Annotated in this window: 19 protein-coding genes and 1 pseudogene; 13 read left to right on the top strand and 7 right to left on the bottom strand. The window is 72.0% G+C overall.

All coding sequences use genetic code 11. The annotated features are described in order from the left end of the window. Positions 1-69: 69 nt before the first annotated feature. Complete coding sequence (locus tag AOK00_RS22515; protein ID WP_055602109.1) at positions 70-363, bottom strand: MTH1187 family thiamine-binding protein; 294 nt, start codon at positions 361-363, stop codon at positions 70-72. Further along, complete coding sequence (locus AOK00_RS22510) at positions 360-713, bottom strand: DUF3817 domain-containing protein (RefSeq protein WP_055602108.1); 354 nt, start codon at positions 711-713, stop codon at positions 360-362. The genes AOK00_RS22515 and AOK00_RS22510 overlap by 4 nt, the downstream gene beginning before the upstream one ends. Before the next feature lie 107 nt (positions 714-820). Here AOK00_RS22510 and AOK00_RS22505 point away from each other — a divergent pair, with 107 nt between their 5' ends. The 4 genes from AOK00_RS22505 to AOK00_RS22490 all read left to right on the top strand — a co-directional run bounded on the left by AOK00_RS22505 (position 821) and on the right by AOK00_RS22490 (position 3451). After that, positions 821-1459, top strand: a complete 639-nt coding sequence (locus tag AOK00_RS22505) for an AIM24 family protein (protein WP_079042137.1) — start codon at positions 821-823, stop codon at positions 1457-1459. Further along, entirely contained in the window at positions 1459-2109 is a 651-nt protein-coding gene (locus AOK00_RS22500) for an AIM24 family protein (RefSeq protein WP_055602106.1), read from the top strand. The genes AOK00_RS22505 and AOK00_RS22500 overlap by 1 nt, the downstream gene beginning before the upstream one ends. A 23-nt stretch (positions 2110-2132) precedes the next feature. After that, on the top strand, positions 2133-2891 hold the full coding sequence (locus tag AOK00_RS22495) for an AIM24 family protein (protein ID WP_107097450.1): 759 nt from the start codon (positions 2133-2135) through the stop codon (positions 2889-2891). Positions 2892-2974: 83 nt separating this feature from the next. Then, complete coding sequence (locus tag AOK00_RS22490; RefSeq protein WP_055602104.1) at positions 2975-3451, top strand: MarR family winged helix-turn-helix transcriptional regulator; 477 nt, start codon at positions 2975-2977, stop codon at positions 3449-3451. Between the two features lie 89 nt (positions 3452-3540). On the opposite strand, the gene meaB is transcribed toward AOK00_RS22490, so the two are convergent. Together meaB and AOK00_RS22480 are read right to left on the bottom strand one after the other, a co-directional pair. After that, positions 3541-4497, bottom strand: coding sequence for a methylmalonyl Co-A mutase-associated GTPase MeaB (meaB, locus tag AOK00_RS22485; RefSeq protein ID WP_055602103.1), 957 nt, complete (start codon positions 4495-4497; stop codon positions 3541-3543). A 35-nt stretch (positions 4498-4532) separates the two neighbouring features. Next, complete coding sequence (locus tag AOK00_RS22480; RefSeq protein ID WP_055602102.1) at positions 4533-5735, bottom strand: acetyl-CoA C-acetyltransferase; 1203 nt, start codon at positions 5733-5735, stop codon at positions 4533-4535. Between the two features lie 137 nt (positions 5736-5872). Between AOK00_RS22480 and mce the strand changes: the two genes are divergently transcribed. From mce to AOK00_RS22445, 7 genes are all read left to right on the top strand, one after another. Further along, positions 5873-6325 carry a methylmalonyl-CoA epimerase gene (mce, locus tag AOK00_RS22475; protein WP_055602101.1) on the top strand — a complete coding sequence of 151 codons (453 nt, stop codon included), beginning with the start codon at positions 5873-5875 and terminating at the stop codon, positions 6323-6325. A 203-nt stretch (positions 6326-6528) separates the two neighbouring features. After that, the gene (scy, locus tag AOK00_RS22470) at positions 6529-10746 is read left to right on the top strand and encodes a polarized growth protein Scy (protein ID WP_301554221.1); all 4218 of its coding nucleotides are present in this window, start codon (positions 6529-6531) and stop codon (positions 10744-10746) included. 114 nt (positions 10747-10860) lie between these two features. Then, the gene (locus AOK00_RS22465; protein WP_055602099.1) at positions 10861-11796 is read left to right on the top strand and encodes a hypothetical protein; all 936 of its coding nucleotides are present in this window, start codon (positions 10861-10863) and stop codon (positions 11794-11796) included. 149 nt (positions 11797-11945) lie between these two features. Continuing rightward, complete coding sequence (locus tag AOK00_RS22460) at positions 11946-12914, top strand: ABC transporter ATP-binding protein (protein WP_055602098.1); 969 nt, start codon at positions 11946-11948, stop codon at positions 12912-12914. 3 nt (positions 12915-12917) lie between these two features. Continuing rightward, positions 12918-13697 carry an ABC transporter permease gene (locus AOK00_RS22455; RefSeq protein ID WP_055602097.1) on the top strand — a complete coding sequence of 260 codons (780 nt, stop codon included), beginning with the start codon at positions 12918-12920 and terminating at the stop codon, positions 13695-13697. A gap of 152 nt (positions 13698-13849) precedes the next feature. Further along, positions 13850-15004 (top strand): ATP-binding cassette domain-containing protein, encoded by a 1155-nt coding sequence (locus tag AOK00_RS22450; protein ID WP_055602096.1) that lies wholly within the window; start codon positions 13850-13852, stop codon positions 15002-15004. Next, positions 15001-15840, top strand: a complete 840-nt coding sequence (locus AOK00_RS22445) for an ABC transporter permease (protein ID WP_055602095.1) — start codon at positions 15001-15003, stop codon at positions 15838-15840. Before AOK00_RS22450 ends, AOK00_RS22445 begins: the two co-directional genes overlap by 4 nt. 37 nt (positions 15841-15877) lie before the next feature. On the opposite strand, the gene AOK00_RS22440 is transcribed toward AOK00_RS22445, so the two are convergent. Next, positions 15878-16207, bottom strand: coding sequence for a hypothetical protein (locus tag AOK00_RS22440; RefSeq protein ID WP_055602094.1), 330 nt, complete (start codon positions 16205-16207; stop codon positions 15878-15880). A gap of 199 nt (positions 16208-16406) precedes the next feature. On the opposite strand from AOK00_RS22440, the gene AOK00_RS22435 reads away from it, so the two are divergent. After that, positions 16407-17441, top strand: coding sequence for an LLM class flavin-dependent oxidoreductase (locus AOK00_RS22435; RefSeq protein ID WP_055602093.1), 1035 nt, complete (start codon positions 16407-16409; stop codon positions 17439-17441). Between the two features lie 132 nt (positions 17442-17573). Here the strand turns inward: AOK00_RS22435 and AOK00_RS22430 are convergent, their stop codons facing one another. Next, complete coding sequence (locus AOK00_RS22430) at positions 17574-17966, bottom strand: SCO5389 family protein (RefSeq protein ID WP_015036224.1); 393 nt, start codon at positions 17964-17966, stop codon at positions 17574-17576. A 249-nt stretch (positions 17967-18215) separates the two neighbouring features. On the opposite strand from AOK00_RS22430, the gene nucS reads away from it, so the two are divergent. Next, a complete protein-coding gene (gene nucS / locus AOK00_RS22425; protein WP_055602092.1) occupies positions 18216-18887 on the top strand; it encodes an endonuclease NucS in 672 nt (223 codons plus the stop codon). 97 nt (positions 18888-18984) lie between these two features. Here nucS and AOK00_RS22420 read toward each other — a convergent pair. Then, positions 18985-20700, bottom strand: a pseudogene (locus AOK00_RS22420) (ATP-binding protein); the annotation flags it as partial.

Below are 20700 nucleotides of genomic sequence, written 5' to 3'. Positions count from 1 at the left end.
CGGTACGCGACGAAGCCCCTGGCCCCGAACCGGGACCAGGGGCTTCTCGCGTACCGGGGAAGGCGGGCCTCAGCCCTCCAGGTGCCGCTCCACCGTGGCGACCTTCGAGGTCAGACCGTCCGTGACGCCGGGCCGGATGTCGGCCTTCATGACGACCGAGACGCGCGGCGCGCGAGCCTCGACGGCGGCGACGGCGCGCTTCACGACGTCCATCACCTCGTCCCAGTCGCCTTCGACGCTCGTGAACATCGCGTCGGTGCGGTGCGGGAGCCCGGACTCGCGGACGACCCGGACGGCGTCGGCGACGTACTCGCCGACCTCCTCCCCCACCCCCAGCGGCGTGACCGAGAACGCGACGATCACGCCTTCACCGCGCCTTCGGCGGCCGCGGCGCGGGCGCGGGAGGCGATGACCGCGTTCTCGGCCTCGCGCTTGAGCCTGCGCTCGGCGTAGAAGCCGCCCAGGGGCAGCACGGAGAGGACGAAGTAGAGGGCGGCGGTCCCGAAGCTCCACTTGGTCCGGTTCCAGGCGTCCAGCCAGAACAGGACGTAGAGGATGAACAGCACGCCGTGGATCGCGCCCATGACCGGCACCGCGTTGAAGTCCGTCGTCCGCTTGAGCACCGAGCAGACCAGCAGGAGCAGGAACGAGACGGCCTCCGGCGCGGAGACGAGCCGGAGCCGGTGGAGGGAGGAAGCGGTCTTGATGTCCACGGAGGGGGTCACCTTCGTTCGATCTTGTGAACGGATGCACAAGGGCCCGACCATTGTGCACGCCGACTTTGCTGTCTCTTTATCCGGGTCCCCAGTACCTTCAGCGGGTGGCAACGTTCCGACTCCAAGGCAGCAAGGTGCTCGCCGTCTCGATGACCGGCGACGCCGTCAAGGCGAAGAACGGCTCGATGGTCGCCTATGACGGCCAGATGGCGTTCAAGAAGATGAGCGGTGGTGGTGAGGGCCTGCGCGGCATGGTCACCCGCCGGCTCACGGGTGAGCAGATGGAGATGATGGAGGTGCGCGGCCAGGGGACCTGCTGGTTCGCCGACCGGGCCTCCGAGATCAACCTCGTCTCGCTCCACGGCGACAAGCTCTGGGTCGAGGCGAGCAATCTGCTCTGCACCGACGCGGGGCTGCGCACCGGCACCACCTTCACGGGTCTGCGCGGCGGGGCCACCGGCAACGGCCTCTTCACCACGACCGTCGAGGGCTCCGGTCAGGCCGCGATCATGTCCGACGGCCCGGCGGTGGTGCTGCGGGTGACCCCGCAGTACCCGCTCCAGGTCGACCCCGGGGCGTACATCGCGCACCAGGGCAACCTCCAGCAGCACTTCCAGTCGGGTGTGACGTTCCGCACCTTCATGGGTGAGGGCGGCGGCGAGGCCTTCCAGATCCGCTTCGAGGGGGACGGCCTCGTGTACGTCCAGCCGAGCGAGCGGAACACGATCGGGGGGGACGTCTGATGCCGTTCCGCGAGATCAACTCGAAGATGGTCGAGGCGACCGTCGTCCCCGGACAGCGGATGTTCAGCCAGCGCGGCGCGATGCTCGCGTACCGCGGCGACGTCACTTTCACGCCGAACACGGCGGGCGGCCAGGGCGGCGTGATGTCGATGATCGGCCGCCGGGTGGCCGGCGAGGCGACGCCGCTGATGACCGTCGAGGGCAACGGCACGGTGATGTTCGGGCACGGTGGTCACCACATCCAGGTGATCGGGCTGACCGGCGACACCCTGTACGTGGAGGCGGACCGGCTGCTCGCCTTCGACGGCACCCTGGAGCAGGGCACCATGTTCATGGGCTCGCAGGGCGGGGTCATGGGCATGGTCCGCGGCCAGGTGACCGGCCAGGGCCTCTTCACCACCACCCTGAAGGGCCACGGCGCGGTGGCCGTCATGGCGCACGGCGGAGTCATCGAGCTGCCGATCACCCCGGGCCGCCCGGTCCATGTGGACCCGCAGGCGTACGTGGCCCACCACGGCGACGTACGGAACAAGCTCTCCACCGCGCTCGGCTGGCGCGACATGGTGGGGCGCGGCTCGGGCGAGGCGTTCCAGCTGGAGCTGAGCGGCAGTGGTGCGGTGTACGTGCAGGCCTCGGAGGAAAAGCTGTGACCGGTCCCGTGATCCACGACCCGATGACCCTGCCGTCGGACGACAACGTGAACCCGTACACCTTCTGCGTGGAGCTCAAGGGCTCCCAGTGGTTCCTGCAGAAGGGCAAGATGATCGCCTACTACGGGCGGATCGAGTTCAACGGCATCGGGCACGGGCGGCTGGACCGTCTGGTCCGGACGTCGTTCCACTCGCCGCTGCACGCGAGCGACTGGGTGGTGGCCGAGGGCAGCGGGAAGATGCTGCTGGCGGACCGGGCCTTCGACGTGAACTCGTTCGACCTGGACGAGGGCAATCTGACGATCCGTTCCGGCAATCTGCTCGCCTACCAGCCGACGCTCGCGCTGAAGCAGTCGATCGTGCCGGGCTTCGTGACGCTGATCGGCACGGGCAAGTTCGTGGCCGCGTCGAACGGCCCGGTGGTCTTCATGGAGCCGCCGATGCGGGTGGACCCGCAGGCCCTGGTCGGCTGGGCGGACTGCCCCTCCCCGTGCCACCACTACGACCACGGCTACATGACGGGCGTGATGGGCGGCGTCCGCGCGCTGACGGGCTTCGGGGGCACCTCGGGCGAGGAGCACCAGTTCGAGTTCGTGGGCGCGGGCACGGTCCTCCTCCAGTCGACGGAGATCCTGATGGCGGACCGCGCGATCGGCGGCCCACCGGCCCAGCCGGGTGTACCCGGCGGCCACGGATCGCCCGGTTCCGGCCAGTCTGTGCAAGGCTCGGTACCGCGCCTTCCCGGCCAGCTCGGCGACCTCCAGCGTCGCTTCGGTCTGTGAGCGGTAGTCTGCGGAGGGTGACGTCTTCGAACTCACGCTCCCAGACTTCGTCAAGTATTCAACTTCTTAGGTAGAATCCATATATGGAGACCGAGACCGCCACCCCGTGGCTCACCGACGCCGAGCAGTGTGCGTGGCGCACATTCCTGGACGTCCAGAGGATGCTGACGTACCAGCTGGAGCGGGACCTCCAGCCCTTCGGACTGACGATGAACGACTACGAGATCCTCGTGAACCTCTCGGAGTCGGCCGAACGGCGGCTGCGTATGAGCGATCTCGCCGCGGCCACGCTCCAGTCGAAGAGCCGGCTCTCGCACCAGATCACCCGCATGGAGAACGCCGGACTCGTCCGGCGCGAGAACTGCGAGTCCGACCGCCGCGGACTGTACGCCGTGCTGACCGACGCGGGCATGGACACCATGCACAAGGTCGCCCCGCACCACGTCGAGTCGGTGCGCAAGCACTTCATCGACCAGATCGGCGCGGACGCGCTCGGCGACCTGCGCGAGTCCCTGAAGCCGGTCGCGGACCAGCTGCGCGGCAGGCGCGGCAAGCCGTAGCGGCGGCCGCGCCCGACGGACCTGACGAAGTAGGGCCTCACCGGACGCCCGGTGAGGCCCTGCTTCGTCCGTACGGAGTCGTACGCCGCTCAGTTGCCCGTCAGGCTCGCGACCAGCTCGTCCGAGGCCGCGTACGGGTCGAGGTCGCCCGCCACGATCCGCTCCGCGAGGGCGTCCAGGCGCCGGTCGCCGTGCAGATCGCCGATCCGCTCCCGCAGGGCCGTGACCGCGATGGTCTCGACCTCGCGCGCGGCACGGGCCCGGCGGCGCTCCGCCAGGACCCCGTGCTCCTCCATCCAGGCGCGGTGCTTCTCCAGGGCCTCCACGACCTCGTCGATGCCCTCGCCGCGCGCCGCGACCGTCTTGACGATCGGCGGCCGCCAGTCGCCGGGGCCGCGCGCCTCGCCCAGGCCCAGCATGTGGTTGAGCTCGCGGGCCGTGGCGTCCGCGCCGTCCCGGTCGGCCTTGTTCACCACGTACACGTCGCCGATCTCCAGGATGCCCGCCTTCGCGGCCTGGATCCCGTCGCCCATGCCCGGCGCGAGCAGCACGACCGAGGTGTCGGCCTGGGAGGCGATCTCGACCTCCGACTGCCCGACGCCCACGGTCTCCACGAGGATCACCTCGCAGCCGGCCGCGTCCAGGACGCGGATGGCCTGCGGGGCGGACCAGGCGAGACCGCCCAGGTGACCGCGGGTCGCCATGGAGCGGATGTAGACGCCCGGATCGGAGGCGTGCTCCGACATCCGGACCCGGTCGCCGAGGAGCGCCCCGCCGCTGAACGGCGAGGACGGGTCGACGGCCAGGACGCCGACCCGCTTGCCCGCCCGCCGGTAGGCGGAGACCAGCGCGGACGTCGACGTGGACTTGCCGACGCCGGGCGAGCCGGTCAGGCCCACCACGTACGCGCCGCCGGTGAGCGGCGCGAGCGTCGCCATGACCTCGCGCAGCTGCGGGGACGCCCCCTCCACGAGCGAGATCAGCCGGGCCACGGCCCGCGGCCTGCCCTCCCGTGCCTGGGTGACCAGAGCGGGGACGTCCACCATGTGCAGAGCTCCTTGCCTGACCTTGCCGAGGTGACTTACTTGCCGGCGACGCGGACGATCAGCGCGTCGCCCTGACCGCCGCCGCCGCACAGGGCGGCCGCGCCGATGCCGCCGCCGCGCCGCTTGAGCTCCAGGGCCAGGTGCAGCACCACGCGGGCGCCGGACATGCCGATGGGGTGGCCCAGCGCGATGGCGCCACCGTTGACGTTCACCTTCTCGGGGGTAACGCCGAGGTCCTTCATTGACTGCACGGCGACCGCGGCGAAGGCCTCGTTGATCTCGATCAGGTCGAGGTCGTCGACGGTCAGGCCCTCCTTCTTGAGAGCGTGCTGGATCGCGTTGGACGGCTGCGACTGCAGCGAGTTGTCCGGGCCCGCCACGTTGCCGTGGGCGCCGATCTCGGCGATCCACTCGAGGCCCAGCTCCTCGGCCTTGGCCTTGCTCATCACGACGACGGCGGCGGCGCCGTCGGAGATCTGCGAGGAGGTGCCGGCAGTGATGGTGCCGTCCTTGGCGAAGGCGGGGCGGAGCTTGCCGAGGGACTCGGCGGTGGTCTCCGCGCGGATGCCCTCGTCCTTGGAGAAGACGACCGGCTCGCCCTTGCGCTGCGGGATCTCGACCGGGGTGATCTCGGCCTCGAAGATGCCGTTCTTCTGGGCGGCGGCGGCGCGCTGGTGCGAGAGGGCGGCGATCTCGTCCTGCTCGGGGCGCTGGATGCCCAGGCGGCTGTTGTGCTTCTCGGTGGACTCGCCCATGGCGATGTTCTCGAAGGCGTCGGTGAGACCGTCGTACGCCATGGCGTCGAGCATCTCGATGGCGCCGTACTTGAAGCCCTCGCGGGACTTCGGCAGCAGGTGCGGCGCGTTGGTCATCGACTCCTGGCCGCCGGCGACGACCACGTCGAACTCACCCGCGCGGATCAGCTGGTCGGCGAGCGCGATGGCGTCGAGACCCGACAGGCACACCTTGTTGATGGTGAGCGCGGGGACGTTCATGGGGATGCCGGCCTTGACGGCGGCCTGGCGGGCGGGGATCTGGCCGGCGCCCGCCTGGAGCACCTGGCCCATGATCACGTACTGGACCTGGTCGCCGCCGATGCCGGCCCGGTCGAGCGCGGCCTTGATGGCGAAGCCGCCGAGCTCGGCGCCCGAGAAGGACTTGAGCGAGCCGAGCAGGCGACCCATGGGCGTGCGGGCGCCCGCGACGATCACTGAGGTGGTACCGGTCGTTCCAGACATGAGGCACGGCCCCTAGGGATGAGAAGTGAACGAGGGTTTACCGCCAATGTACTGAGCGGCGGACCGCCGGGTCACCGGCCGGTCGGTGTGACGGCGCGCACGTTGCGTAACCACTGTCGCGGCGCTGCACTGGAGGCATGCTGACGCGAATCGACCACATCGGGATCGCCTGTTTCGACCTGGACAAGACTGTCGAGTTCTACCGTGCCACGTACGGTTTCGAGGTCTTCCACTCCGAGGTCAACGAGGAGCAGGGCGTCCGCGAGGCCATGCTCAAGATCAACGACACCTCGGACGGCGGGGCCTCGTACCTCCAGCTCCTGGAGCCGACCCGGGAGGACTCGGCGGTGGGCAAGTGGCTCGCCAAGAACGGCGAGGGCGTGCACCACATCGCCTTCGGTACGGCGGACGTCGACGGAGACGCCGAGGACATCCGCTCCAAGGGCGTCCGGGTCCTCTACGACCAGCCGCGGATCGGCTCCATGGGCTCCCGGATCACCTTCCTGCACCCCAAGGACTGCCACGGCGTACTCACGGAACTGGTCACCTCGGCAGAGCCGTCGGCTGACCACTCCTCAGCGGAGCACTGACCTCCGGATTCCTGGCCCGGTAGAGTGGGCGACTCCGGGCCGGGGCCGGTCGGGGCCGCTCCGTGCGGCACCGTAGTCGGGATGTCGGGGTCGTCCGATCTGTCACGATTCCCCGGGGGTCCGTCCTCAGCCGTGAGGGGGCGGTGCTCGTTGGAGTTGCGACCAGGGTTGGGGTATCCCCTGCTCGAAGAGCTCGGGGAAGGATGGACCGCGCAGTGCGGGGCTACGAACGCCAGGAGAGCCACCGAGCTGAAGACGACCATCTCGCCAGGTTCGAAGCCGAGATGGACCGGCTGAAGACCGAGCGCGAGAAGGCCGTTCAGCACGCCGAGGACCTCGGGTACCAGGTCGAGGTCTTGCGCGCCAAGCTCCACGAGGCGCGCCGCACCATCGCCTCCCGACCCGCCTACGACAGCGCCGACATCGGCTACCAGGCCGAGCAGCTGCTGCGGAACGCCCAGGCGCAGGCCGAGCAGCTCCGCCAGGACGCCGAGCGCGAGCTCCGCGACGCCCGCGCCCAGACCCAGCGCATCCTCCAGGAGCACGCCGAGCACCAGTCCCGGCTCCAGGCCGAACTGCACAACGAGGCGGTCCAGCGCCGTCAGCAGCTGGACCAGGAACTCAGCGAGCGCCGGCAGACCGTCGAGGCGCACGTCAACGAGAACGTCGCCTGGGCCGAGCAGCTCCGCGCCCGCACGGAGTCCCAGGCCCGCCGCCTGATGGAGGAGTCCCGCGCGGAGGCCGAGCAGGCGCTCGCCGCCGCCCGCGCCGAGGCCACCCGGCTCGCCGAGGAGACCAGCCGCCGCGTCGGCTCCGAGGCCGAGGCCGCCCGTGCCGAGGCCGAAGCGATTCTGCTGCGCGCCCGCAAGGACGCCGAGCGGCTCCTCGCCGCCGCCTCCAGCCAGGCGCAGGAGGCCACCAGCCACGCCGAGCAGCTCCGCTCGACCACCACCGCCGAGACCGACCAGGCCCGCCGCCAGGCCACCGAGCTCTCCCGCGCCGCCGAGCAGCGCATGCAGGAGGCCGAGGAGCGGCTGCGGGTCGCACGCGCGGAGGCCGAGAAGGCCCTCACCGAGGCCAAGGAGGCCGCCGCCAAGCAGCTCGCCACCGCCGAGTCGGTCAACGAGCAGCGCACCCGCACCGCGAAGACGGAGATCGCCCGGCTGGTCGGCGAGGCCACCAAGGACGCCGAGGCGCTCAAGACCGAGGCCGCGGAGAAGCTGCGCGAGGCGACCGCCGAGGCGGAGAAGCTCGTCGCCGAGGCCACCGAGAAGGCCCGCACGGTCGCCGCCGAGGACGCCGCCGCCGCGCTCGCCAAGGCCGCGCGCAACGCCGAGGAGATCCTCACCAAGGCGTCCGACGACGCCCGCGAGACCACCCGGAAGGCCTCCGAGGAGGCCGAGCGGATCCGCCGCGAGACCGAGGCGGAGATCGACCGGCTGCGCTCCCAGGCCGAGGAGCAGGCGGACGAGCTGCTCGGTTCGGCGAAGGACGACACCAAGGAGTACCGCGCCAAGACGGTCGAGCTGCAGGAGGAGGCCCGCCGGCTGCGCGGTGAGGCCGAGCAGCTGCGCGCCGAGGCCATCGCGGAGGGCGAGCGGATCCGCGGCGAGGCCCGCCGCGAGGCCGTCCAGCAGATCGAGGAGGCGGCCAGCAGCGCCGAGGAACTCCTCACCAAGGCCCGTACCGACGCCGACGAGATGCGGACGAAGGCCGGCGCCGAGAGCGAGCGGGCCAAGTCGGAGGCCATGGAGCGCGCCCAGACGCTCCGGACGCAGGCCGAGGAGACCCTGGAGCGGACCCGCGCCGAGGCCGAGCGGCTGCGCGCCGAGGCCGAGGAGCAGGCCGAGGCGGTCAGGGCGGCGGCCGAGGAGGCCGCGGCCGCGCTGCGCGCCGACGCCGAGCGGGCCGCCGAGGCCCGACGCGCCGAAGCCGCCGAGGAGCTGACCCGGCTGCACACCGACGCCGAGGCGAAGGTCGCGGCGGCCGGGGAGGAGCTCACCGACGCGCGTGCCGAGGGCGAGCTGATCCGGCGCGAGGCCGCCGAGGAGACGGAGCGGCTGCGGACCGAGGCCGCCGAGCGCATCCGTACGCTCCAGGAGCAGGCCGAGCAGGAGGCCGAACGGCTGCGCGCCGAGGCCGCGTCGGACGCGTCCACCACGCGTACCGAGGCGGAGAGCGCCGCCGGACGGCTCCGCAAGGAGGCGGCCGAGGAGGCCGAGCGGCTGCGGTCGGAGGCCCAGGAGACCGCCGACCGGGTACGGGCCGAGGCCGCCGCCGCCGCCGAGCGGGTGGCCGCCGAGGCCGCCGAGGCGCTGGCCGCCGCGCAGGAGGAGGCCGTCCGGCGTCGCCGGGAGGCCGAGGAGACGCTCGAGTCGGCCCGTTCCGAGGCCGGCCGGGAGCGCGAGCACGCCCGCCGGCAGTCCGAGGAGCTTCTCGCCGCGGCCCGCAAGCGCGTCGAGGACGCGCAGGTCGAGGCGCAGCGCCTGGTCGAGGAGGCGGACGCGCGGGCGACCGAGATGGTCACCGCGGCCTCGCGAGCCGCCCAGGAGGTACGGGACTCGGTGGCGGGTCTGCGCGAGCAGGCCGAGGAGGAGATCGCCGGGCTGCGCAGCGCCGCCGAGCACGCGGCCGAGCGGACGCGTTCCGAGGCGCAGGAGGAGGCGGACCGGGTCCGCGCCGACGCGTACGAGGAGCGGGAGCGGGCGTCCGAGGACGCCGCCCGCACGCGGACGCGTGCGCAGGAGGAGACGGACGCCGCGAAGGCGCTGGCCGAGCGGACGGTCGCCGACGCGATCGCCGAGTCGGAGAAGCTGCGGGCGGACACCGCCGAGTACGCGCAGCGGGTACGGACCGAGGTGACGGATTCGCTCGCCGCGTCCGAGCAGGACGCGGCCCGCACCCGGGCCGACGCCCGCGACGACGCGAACCGGATCCGTTCGGAGGCCGCCGAGCGCGCCGAGTCGGTCGTCGGCGAGGCCCGTACCGAGGCGGACCGGATCGCCGCCGAGGCGGAGCAGATCCTGGACGAGGCCCGTCAGGCGGCGGACAAGCGTCGCGGCGACGCCGCCGAACAGGCCGACGCACTGCTCGCGGAGGCGACGAGCGAAGCCGAACGACTCACCCGCGAGACGGCCGCCGAGGCCGAACGGCTCACCGCCGAGGCGGTCGAGCTCATGGAGACCGCCGAACAGGACGCCCGACGCCTCCGCACCGAGGCCGAACAGGTCAAGATCGACGGGGAGGCGCACGCGCAGGCCCTGCGGAACGCCGCCCTGGCCGACGGGGAGCAGGTCCTCGACGAGGCCCGCAAGGCCGCCGACAAGCGCCGCAGCGACGCCGCCGAACAGGCCGACGCACTGCTCGCGGAGGCGACGAGCGAAGCCGAACGACTCACCCGCGAGGCGGCCGCCGAGGCCGAACGGCTCACCCGCGAGGCCGGCGAACTCGCCGATTCCGTCACGGCGGAGGCGCGCGCGGCGGCCGAGGCGGCCGTGGGCTCCGCCCAGCAGGACGCCGAGCGGATCCGTACCGAGTCGGAGCGGCTCAGGGCCGACGCCGAGGCGGCGGCCGAGCAGATGCGCGCGGAGGCCCGCGAGGAGGCGGACCGGACGCTCGACGAGGCGCGGGAGGCCGGCGCCCGGAAGCGGTCGGACGCGGCCGAGCAGGCGGACCAGCTCATCGGCAAGGCCCAGGAGGAGGCGCTGCGCGCCACCACCGAGGCCGAGTCGCAGGCCGACATGATGGTCGGCGCGGCCCGCAAGGAGGCCGAGCGGATCGTCGCCGAGGCGACCGTCGAGGGCAACTCGCTGGTGGAGAAGGCCCGTACGGACGCGGACGAACTCCTGGTCGGGGCACGCGGCGACGCGACGGCCATAAGGGAGCGGGCCGAGGAGCTGCGGGGCCGGATCGAGGGCGAGATCGAGGAACTGCACGAGCGGGCGCGCCGCGAGAGCGCCGAGCAGATGAAGACGGCGGGCGAGCGGGTCGACAACCTGATGAAGGCCGCGACGGAACAGCGGGCCGAGGCCGACGCGAAGGCCAAGGAGCTGGTCTCCGAGGCGAGTTCGGAGGCGAGCAAGGTCCGGATCGCCGCGGTCCGCAAGGCCGAGGCGCTCCTCAAGGAGGCCGAGCAGAAGAAGGCATCGCTCATCGCGGAGGCCGAGGGCATCAAGGCCGAGGCCGAGCGGGCGCTGGCGGAGGCGCAGACCGAGGCGGAGAAGACGATCGAGGAAGGTCAGCGCGAACTGGAGGTGCTCGTGCGGCGCCGCAAGGACATCAATGCCGAGATCTCCCGTGTCCAGGACGTGCTGGAGGCGTTGGAGTCTTTCGAGACTCCGTCCGCCGGTACGAAGGATGGGGTCAAGGCGGGCGTGTCAGCGGGGTCCACTCGTTCGAGTGGCAAGTCCCAGGACGGCTAGCCACTCAAAAGGCTGGACATTCTCCAGATCAAACGGGCATACGCTCGATGACACGCCGCTTCGGCCCCTAGGATTCCCTCTAACACCTCACCGGTCTCATTCGACAGGAAACCCATGAGCGACACATCCTCCCCCTTCGGCTTCGAGCTCGTGCGGCGCGGTTACGACCGCGGTCAGGTGGACGACCGCATTACCAAGCTCGTGTCCGACCGCGACAATGCGCTGTCCCGTATCACCTCCCTGGAGAAGCGCATCGAGGAGCTCCACCTCGAGACGCAGAACGCCCAGGCGCAGGTCACCGACGCCGAGCCGTCGTACGCGGGGCTCGGCGCCCGGGTCGAGAAGATCCTCCGGCTCGCCGAGGAGGAGGCGAAGGACCTGCGTGAGGAGGCCCGTCGCGCCGCCGAGCAGCACCGCGAGCTGGCCGAGTCGGCCGCCCAGCAGGTGCGCAACGACGCGGAGTCCTTCGCGGCCGAGCGCAAGTCGAAGGCCGAGGACGAGGGCGTCCGCATCGTCGAGAAGGCGCAGGGCGAGGCCAACACGCTGCGCGCCGAGGCGCAGAAGGACGCGCAGTCGAAGCGCGAGGAGGCGGACGCCCTCTTCGAGGAGACCCGCGCCAAGGCCGCCCAGGCCGCCGCGGACTTCGAGACCAACCTGGCCAAGCGCCGCGAGCAGTCGGAGCGCGACCTGGCCTCGCGTCAGGCCAAGGCCGAGAAGCGCCTCGCCGAGATCGAGCACCGCGCCGAGCAGCTCCGCCTGGAGGCCGAGAAGCTGCGTACGGACGCGGAGCGCCGGGCCCGTCAGACGGTGGAGACCGCGCAGCGCCAGGCCGAGGACATCGTGGCCGACGCGAACGCGAAGGCCGACCGGATCCGCAGCGAATCGGAGCGCGAGCTCGCGGCGCTGACGAACCGCCGGGACTCGATCAACGCGCAGCTGACCAACGTCCGCGAGATGCTGGCGACGCTGACCGGTGCCGCGGTGGCGGCGGCCGGCTCCCCGATCGACGACGAGCGCCCGGCCGGTGTCCCGGCGCAGCAGTCCCGCTGACGCCCGTCCCGCGTACGGCCGCCCCCCGTACGGCCGTCCGTGTCGTGACCGTCGACCTGACGCACAGCCGGTAACGAGTTCGTAGCGTTCCCCAGAACCCCCTGTCATTCCGGTGGCGGGGGGTTTTGCGCACCCGTAGGTTGGGACGCATGATCGAGCTTGAGGGCCTGACCAAGCGATACGGGGCGAAGACCGCGGTCGACCATCTCTCCTTCCAGGTGCGTCCTGGGGTGATCACGGGCTTCCTCGGGCCCAACGGGGCGGGCAAGTCCACGACGATGCGGATGATGCTGGACCTGGACAACCCGACGAGCGGGACGGTCCGGATCGACGGCAAGCACTACCGGGAGCTCCAGGAGCCGCTGAAGTACATCGGCGCGCTGCTCGACGCCAAGGCCATGAACGGCGGCCGCTCCGCGTACAACAACCTGCTGTGCCTCGCGCAGTCGAACCGCATCCCGGAGCGCCGGGTGAGCGAGGTGCTGGACCTGGTGGGTCTGACGCCGGTCGCGCGGAAGAAGTCGAAAGGTTTCTCCCTCGGTATGGGGCAGCGGCTCGGCATCGCGTCGGCCCTGCTCGGCGATCCCGAGATCCTCATGTTCGACGAACCCGTCAATGGTCTGGACCCTGAGGGAATTCACTGGATCCGCAATCTGATGAAGGCGTTGGCGGCCGAGGGCCGGACGATCTTCGTTTCCAGCCATCTGATGAGTGAAATGGCCCTGACAGCCGATCATCTGATCGTGATCGGACAGGGAAAGCTGCTGGCCGACACGACGATGGCCGATTTCATCCAGGAGAATTCCCGGAGTTATGTGCGGCTGCGCTCTCCGCAGCAGGAGCGGCTCCGGGACCTGTTGCACGCGCACGGGTTCATCGCGGTCGAGGCGGGCAACGGCACCATCGAGGTGGACGGGGCGACGACCGAGAAGCTGGGTGAACTCGCCGCCGAGAACGGGCTCGTGCTGCACGAGCTGAGCTCCCAGCGCGCCTCGCTCGAAGAGGCCTTCATGCAGATGACGGCCAGTGCGGTGGAGTACCACGCGCACGGCACCGATGTACACGGTGGCGCCCCGGCGCCCGGCCCCCAGTGGGGCACGACCTCCCAGGGAGCCTGAACGATGGCAGCGGTATCCGCGGTCCTGCAGTCCGAGTGGACCAAGATCCGGACGGTGTCGTCGACCGTCTGGACGCTGGCGAGCGCCCTGATCGTCACCGTGGCGATCGGCGCGGCGCTGTCCGCCGTGTTCAACTCCACCTTCGACGACCTCAGCGAGGTCGAGCGGGCCACCTTCGACCCGACCCTGGTCAGCTTCTTCGGGATGACCCTGGGGCAGCTGGCGATGGTGGTCTTCGGTGTCCTGGTGGTGGGGACCGAGTACTCCTCGGGGATGATCCGCACCTCCCTTGCGGCCGTGCCGCAGCGCGCGACCTTCCTCTTCTCGAAGATCACGGTGGCCGGCGGGCTCGCGTTCGCCGTGGGTCTCGCGACGAGCTTCCTCTCCTTCTTCCTGGGGCAGGCGCTGCTCGGCGAGCACCGGGCCTCGATCGGTGACGACAACGTGCTGCGCGCGGTGATCGGCGGCGGGCTCTACATGGGCCTGATCGCGCTGTTCTCCATGGGCGTCGCGGCGATGCTGCGGTCGTCGATGCTGTCGCTCGGCATCCTGATGCCGTTCTTCTTCCTGGTCTCGCAGATCCTGGCGGCCGTGCCGAAGGTCAAGGAGGTGGCCCGCTACTTCCCCGACCAGGCCGGCTCGAAGATCATGCAGGTCGTCCCGGACGCCATGAACACGGAGGAGGCTCCGTACGGCCCGTGGGCCGGTCTGGGGATCATGGTGCTCTGGGTGGTGGCCGCGCTGGCCGGCGGCTATCTGGTGATGAAGAAGCGGGACGCCTGAGAGCTCGCCGGATCGGGAGACCGCCCGCAGACCGTCTCCACTTCGCCGGAACCGTCAACGGCTGGATAAGCTCCTAGCTCATACGGGGGGCTCCGGCCGACGGCCGCCACGCCCCGACCATGGTGCGACCGACCTGTCGATGGGGCTGGAGAATGATCGAGGCAGTCGGCCTGACGAAGCGCTACGGCGCCAAGACGGCCGTGTACAACCTTTCCTTCCAGGTGAGGCCCGGTGTCGTCACCGGGTTCCTGGGGCCCAACGGGTCCGGCAAGTCGACCACGATGCGCATGATCCTGGGCCTCGACCGGCCGTCCGCGGGACATGTCACGATCGGCGGCCACCCCTTCCGGCAGCTGCCGAACGCGCCCCGTCAGGTCGGCGCGCTCCTCGACGCGAAGGCCGTGCACGGCGGGCGGAGCGCGCGCAGCCATCTGCTGTCGCTCGCGCAGCTCGCCGGCATCCCGGCGCAGCGCGTCGACGAGGTGCTCGGGGTCGTCGGCCTCCAGGACGTGGCCAAGCGGCGTTCCAAGGGCTTCTCGCTCGGCATGGGCCAGCGGCTCGGCATCGCGGCGGCGCTCCTGGGCGACCCGCAGGTGCTGCTCTTCGACGAGCCGGTCAACGGCCTGGACCCGGAGGGCATCCTCTGGGTCCGCAACCTGATGAAGAAGCTGGCCGCCGAGGGGCGGACGGTCTTCGTCTCCAGCCACCTCATGAGCGAGATGGCCCTCACCGCCGACCATCTGATCGTGATCGGCCGGGGGCAGCTGCTCGCGGACATGAGCGTCACGGACTTCATCTCGGCGAACTCCGCCGACTTCGCCCGGGTGCGGACGCCGCACACGGAGCCGGGGCAGCGGGAGAAGCTGACGGCGGCCCTCATGGAGGCCGGCGGCCAGGTGATGTCGGAGCCGGACGGCGCGCTGCGGGTGACGGGCCTGCCGCTGCCGCGGATCAGCGACCTCGCGCACGACGCGGACGTACGGCTCTGGGAGCTGTCCCCGCACCAGGCCTCCCTCGAGGAGGCGTACATGCGTCTGACGCAGGGCGCCGTGGACTACCGCTCCACCGACGACCGGCTCGCGCACCTCCAGCCGCCGCAGCAGCCCGGCCACCAGGGGTACGGCATGCCGCCGCAGCCGGTGGTGCAGGACGTGCCGCAGCAGGGCTGGTACGCCCCGCCGCCGCCCGGACAGAACCCGTACGCGGGGGCTCCCGGCCAGCAGCCCGTGCCGGGTCCGTACGCCCCTCCGGCCGCTCAGCAGCCGGCCGCCCCCCAGCCGAGCGACACCACCAAGGACGCCCGATGACCGCCCCCGCCCAGCACCACGCTCCGGCGCCGCACTCCTACGTCTCCCCCATCCCGGTCCGCAGGGCGAACCTCGGTGACGCGCTCGCCTCCGAGTGGACGAAGATCCGCTCGGTGCGTTCGACGCTGTGGACGCTCGGGGTCATGGTCCTGCTGATGGTCGTCATCGGCCTGGGGGTGGCGGCGATCGCCGCCAACGCCGGCGAGCAGGGGATGGGCGACGAGTCGGCGCTCGGCTTCGGCTTCTTCGGGATGCTGCCGGCCTCGATCTGTGTGATCACGCTCGGTGTGCTGACGATCGCCTCCGAGTTCGGCACCGGCATGATCCGTACGACCCTGACGGCCTGCCCGAGCCGGGCCCGGGTGCTGACGGCGAAGGCGATCGTGTTCTTCGTGCTCGTCTTCACGGTGACCACCGTGGTCGCCGCGCTCGTGGGCGCGGTGCAGGTCGCCCTCGTGGAGGCGGCGGACACGCCGACGACGGGTGAGTGGCTGCGGGCGACGGTCGGCGCGGGCGCCTATCTGGCGATGCTGGGGCTGCTGTCGCTGGCGCTCGGCACGCTGATCCGGCACTCGGCCGGTGCGATCACGGTGATGATCGGTCTGCTGCTGCTGCCGCTGGTGGCGGCGCTGTTCATGTTCTCCGAGGCGCTGAAGTCCGTGCAGGAGGCGCTGTTCACCTACGCGATCCCCTCGCAGATGATCTCGCTGTACGCGGCGCAGCCGCCGTTCGGCGACGACGGCCCGTCGGGCTGGGAGCCGCTGCTGATCATGACCGGGGTCGCCGGGGTCGCGCTCGCCGGCGCGTTCGCGCTGCTGAACAACCGGGACGTGTGACCGCCCCCCGACTCAGCCCTTCGGCTCAGATCTCGACTCAGTACTTCGGCGCGTTACGGGACCGCTGCACCTTGCTGGTGCGGCGGTCCTTCGCGTTCCAGCAGGCCTTGTGCCAGTGCCGCCGGTCGTCCACTCCCCCGTACTCCGGCCAGGCGACCACGTGCGGGGCGCCGGGCGGGATCTCCTGGTCGCAGCCGGGGCAGCGGTAGCGCTTGCCGGGCGCGCTCGCCCCGGCGACGAGGCGGACGAACCACTCCTCGCCCTGCCAGGTCTCGGTGCGCTGCACGCCGCCGTACCGGTCGCCGTGGTCGCCCTGCTGCTGCTCGGGCTTCTCGCCGCCTCGGGAACGGTTGTGGCGCGGGGACACGGGCACACCTCACGGGGTCTGGGAACACGGACCGTTCCCTCAAGCCTACGGGCCGCGACGCGGTGCCCCGGGCCCCGTCCGCGACGGCTTAGCCGAAAATCGCAAGAACTTCATGAACGGCCGTTGCCTTTGGCACGTGTCAGACGTTGGTGCCAGTGCGAGGGGAGTTACGCGTCGGCCGCAAAGGAGGCACAAGGCGATGCGCGTGGGTACGTTCGTTCTGGCAGCCCAGTTCCCGGGCCAGGGGCAGGGTGAGGCGCTGCACCGGGCGGTGCGGACCGCCGAGGTCGCCGAGGAGGCGGGCCTCGACTCGGTCTGGCTCGCCGAGCACCACTTCGTGCCGTACGGGGTCTGCCCCTCGGCCGTGACACTGGCCGCACTGCTCCTGGGCCGCACTCGGCGGCTGCGGGTGGGCACAGCGGTGAGCGTACTGCCGAACGTCCACCCGGTCGCCCTGGGCGAGCAGGCGGCGCTGCTGCACCTCACCTCGGGCGGCAGGTTCACCCTCGGGGTGGGCCGGGGCGGACCCTGGGTCGACCTGGAGGTCTTCGGCGCGGGCCTCGACACGTACGAGAAGGGCTTCCCGGAATCGCTCGACCTGCTGCTGCGCTGGCTCTCCGAGCCCCGGGTGGGCGCCGAGGGAGAACGGTTCGCCTTCCGCGAGGTGCCGGTGGTGCCCCGCCCCGACGAGCTGATCGGCGGGGACCCGGCCCCGGAGGTCGTGGTGGCCTGCACGTCGCCGAAGAGTGTGCGGCTGGCCGCCGAGCGCGGACTGCCGATGCTGCTCGGGATGCACTGCGGCGACGAGGAGAAGGGAGAGATGGTCACGGCCTGGGCGCGCTGCGCGCGGGAGGCCGGGCGCGACCCGGACGAGATCGCGCGGATCGGGTCCCACCACGTCTCGGCGGGCGTGGCCCAGCTCGCGGACCGGGGCGCGGACGCGGCCGAGGCGCTGGTGAAGGCGATGCCGGGCTGGCTGAAGCAGGGCCTCGACGCACATGTGACGGTCGACGGCCGGCACCGGGCGATGCGGGACCCCGTGGCGTACACGGAGCTGCTGTGCGGGCTGCACCCGGTGGGCACGCCCCGGCGCGCGGCGGACCGGCTGGCGGCGACGGCGGAGCGCACGGGCATCACCCGCCACGCCCTGCTCGCCGAGGGCACGGGCGACCTCGCGTCGACCGAGGAGAACGTGCGGCGGCTCGGCGCGGAGGTCCTGCCGCTGCTCGTCTGACCGTACGGACGGAAGTGCGAACCGTACGGACTCAGGGCGGGGCTGTGCTGCCGCTCCGGCATCTCCGCGCGGCGATGCGCGTCGACACGCATCGATCGCGTCTCCCGCGATGCGGAGCGGCAGCACCATGTCTCAGCAGTCGCGCAGTTCCGGCGACTGGTTCAGCAGCTGCCCCCGTACGGACGTGAAGCGGGCGAGCCGCTCGTCCACCGACGGGTCCAGCGGGAAGACCGCCACCCGATGGCAGTTCTGGAAGGCGAGACGCACCCCGAAATGCCGCTGCAGCGCACCACGAATGGCATCGCTCGCAAGCGCGCGCAGCAGCTGACCACGTGCCTGCTCATTCGGCGGCGGCGTCTGGTTGTCGGCGAACTCTCCGCCGTCGACCTTCAGCTGAGCCACCAGAGAACTGATCATCTCCCATGCGTAGGGCAGGGAGGTCCGGACGCAGTCGACGAAGTCGGCTTCGTCGACCTCGCCTCGCTCGGCCTGTTCCAACAGTGCCGGTGAGACGTCGAGCGACATGGGTTCTCCTCTCGCGACCCCGCGGACGGGGTCTTGCGGGCAGGGCGAAGGCCGGGTCGCCCGCCACGCAGCGTGCACGGACGACGACCTCCAGCTTCCACGGTAAGCGCGCAGTCCTGCACGCACCAGGAGATGGGGAACACAACCGGCTGATAACCGACGGGTGTTCGGCTCAGGATCATGCCCGGAGGGGGTCCGGGTGATGCCCGAATCGCGCGGAAGAGCGCCCGTCTTGTAGCGTTGGCGACCATGCGTCTCGTCATTGCCCGTTGCTCCGTGGACTACGCGGGCCGGCTCACGGCCCACCTGCCCTCCGCGCCCCGTCTGATCCTCGTCAAGGCAGACGGCAGTGTCTCCATCCACGCGGACGACCGGGCGTACAAACCGCTCAACTGGATGTCCCCGCCCTGCACCCTCAAGGAGGGTGCGGACGGTGAGACGGGCGTCTGGACCGTGATCAACAAAGCGGGCGAGAAACTGATCATCACGATGGAGGAGGTCCTCCACGACTCCTCGCACGAACTGGGTGTGGACCCGGGTCTCATCAAGGACGGCGTCGAGGCGCACCTGCAGGAGCTGCTCGCCGACCGCATCGAGACCCTCGGCGAGGGCTACACCCTGATCCGCCGCGAGTACCCGACCGCGATCGGCCCGGTGGACATCCTCTGCCGGGACGCGGACGGCGCGACGGTCGCGGTCGAGATCAAGCGGCGCGGCGAGATCGACGGCGTCGAGCAGCTGACCCGCTACCTGGAGCTGCTCAACCGCGATCCGCACCTCGCTCCGGTGCGGGGCGTCTTCGCGGCGCAGGAGATCAAGCCGCAGGCCCGGGTCCTCGCGACGGACCGCGGGATCGGCTGCGTGGTCCTGGACTACAACGCGATGCGGGGCATCGAGGACGACAAGCTGCGGCTGTTCTGACGGACGGCGGTGGCGGTACGGGGACGGCCCCGGGTGCGGTGAACGCGCCCGGGGCCGTCCCCGTCTCCGTACGTAGGCTCCGGCTCCGTCCCGCCCGTCAGGCGGGCGTCCGGGAACCGGTGGCGTCGCCGGGCTCCGGCGGGCCGCCGAGGGACGAGGAGGCGGAGATGCTGGGGCTGTCCGCCCCTCCGGTCGACGGGGCGGTCGTCGGCGGGGCCGTGGTCGGCTCCGGCGGGGTCGTCGTCACCGGCGGCGTGGTCGTCGTCGGCGGCTTCGTCGTCGTCGTCGGCGGCTTCGGGGGCGTCGTCGTGGGCCGCGGAGGCCGCGTGGTCGGTCTCGTCGGCGGGGTCGTCGTGGTGGGCGGCGTGGTCGTCGACGGGCTGTCCGAGGACGACGGGGTGCCGGAGCTCCCCGGAGTGCCCGAGCTCGACGGGTCCGTCGGGCCCGACGGGGAGGCGCTCCCGGAGGCCGAGGGGCTCGGGGAGCCGGAGCGGGTGGCCTCGCCGGTCTCGCCGGGCTCCGCCGCGTCGCCCTCGGCCGGCTGCTCCTCGCCGTCGATGCCGTCGTCGGTGGTGTCGTCGGTGGCCGTGCTGTCGGAGGTGACGTGGTTGGTGGCCGGGTCCTCGCCGTTGCCCGAGGTCGCGCCGAGGGTCACGACGGTGCCCAGGACGGCGACGAGGAGCGCGCCCGCGCCGACGGCGGCGAGGTTGCGGCGCGCGCCGCTGATGATGCCGCCCCCGAGGCTCGGACGGCCGGGGCCCTTGGCGGTGTCGGGGCGGGTGATGAGCGTCGGGCCCTCGTCGGCGAAGTCGGGGAACGCCGGCATGGAGGGCTGCGCCGCGCCTCGCCCGGCTCCGCCGGGCGACGTGGTCCGGCCCAGGGCTCCCGCGGTTCCGCCCGGCGGCGTGGGGAGGGGCTCGGGGGCCGGTCTGCGTCCGGGGCCGCGCAGGGAGGGAATGCCGCGGGGCGGTGAGACGGGCTCCTCGGCGCGGGTCTCGGCCGCGGCCGCGTGCTTCCCGGAGAGGTCGGCGACCAGGGCGAGCGCCCGGCGTCCGGCGACGGTGCCACGCTTGTCGGCGAGCACGCCGCGCATGCCGATGGAGGCCTCCAGCTCGGCGCGGGCCCGCTCCAGGTTTCCGGCGCACAGGGCGAGGACACCGAGCTCGTGGTGGAAGTAGGCCTCGTCGGCGACCTCGCCGGTGAGCCGGGCGGCCTCCTGTCCGGCACGCAGGGCCCGCTCCCAGGCGCCCCAGTGCAGTCCGGCGGCGAAGGCGGGGGCGGCGGCGCGGGCGAGCAGGACGGCGGTGGCGCGGTGCTCGGCCTCCTTGTCGGGGTCGCCTCCGGTGCCGGCGACGAGGACGGAGAGGGCGGCGAGGAGGGCGTCGGACTCGGCGGCGGCCCGCTCGGGGGTGACGGAGGGGTGGGCGGACCACCAGGCGTAGTGCTGGGCGACGGTGTGGGCGCGGTCGGCGGCCGCGCGGTCGGACTCGTACCCCTGGGCGAGGAGCTGGGTGAGGACCCCGGCGGCCAGCCGGTAGCGGGGTCCGACCGGGGAGAGCAGGCCACAGGCGCGCAGTTCGCCGAGGGCGGCGTCGGCATGGGTGTCGCCGACGAGGGCCGGCAGATGGGCCTGGTGCGGGACCTCGCCGCCGAGGGCGACGGCGAAGCGCAGCGCGGTCTGGGCGGAGCGGCTGAGGCGGGAGGCGAGAAGGGCGGCGGGGGCGGCGCCCTCGCCGAGGCTGGGGAGGGGTATCTCGCGCAGTTCGACGTCGGGGTCCTCGACTCCGTCGAAGGCCGCCGCGGCGACGGCCGC

The organism is Streptomyces aureus (assembly GCF_001418135.1).
Lineage (GTDB): Bacteria > Actinomycetota > Actinomycetes > Streptomycetales > Streptomycetaceae > Streptomyces > Streptomyces aureus_A.
The sequence above is the reverse complement of the archived record's forward strand: the minus strand, read 5'-3'. Positions and strand labels throughout refer to the sequence as shown.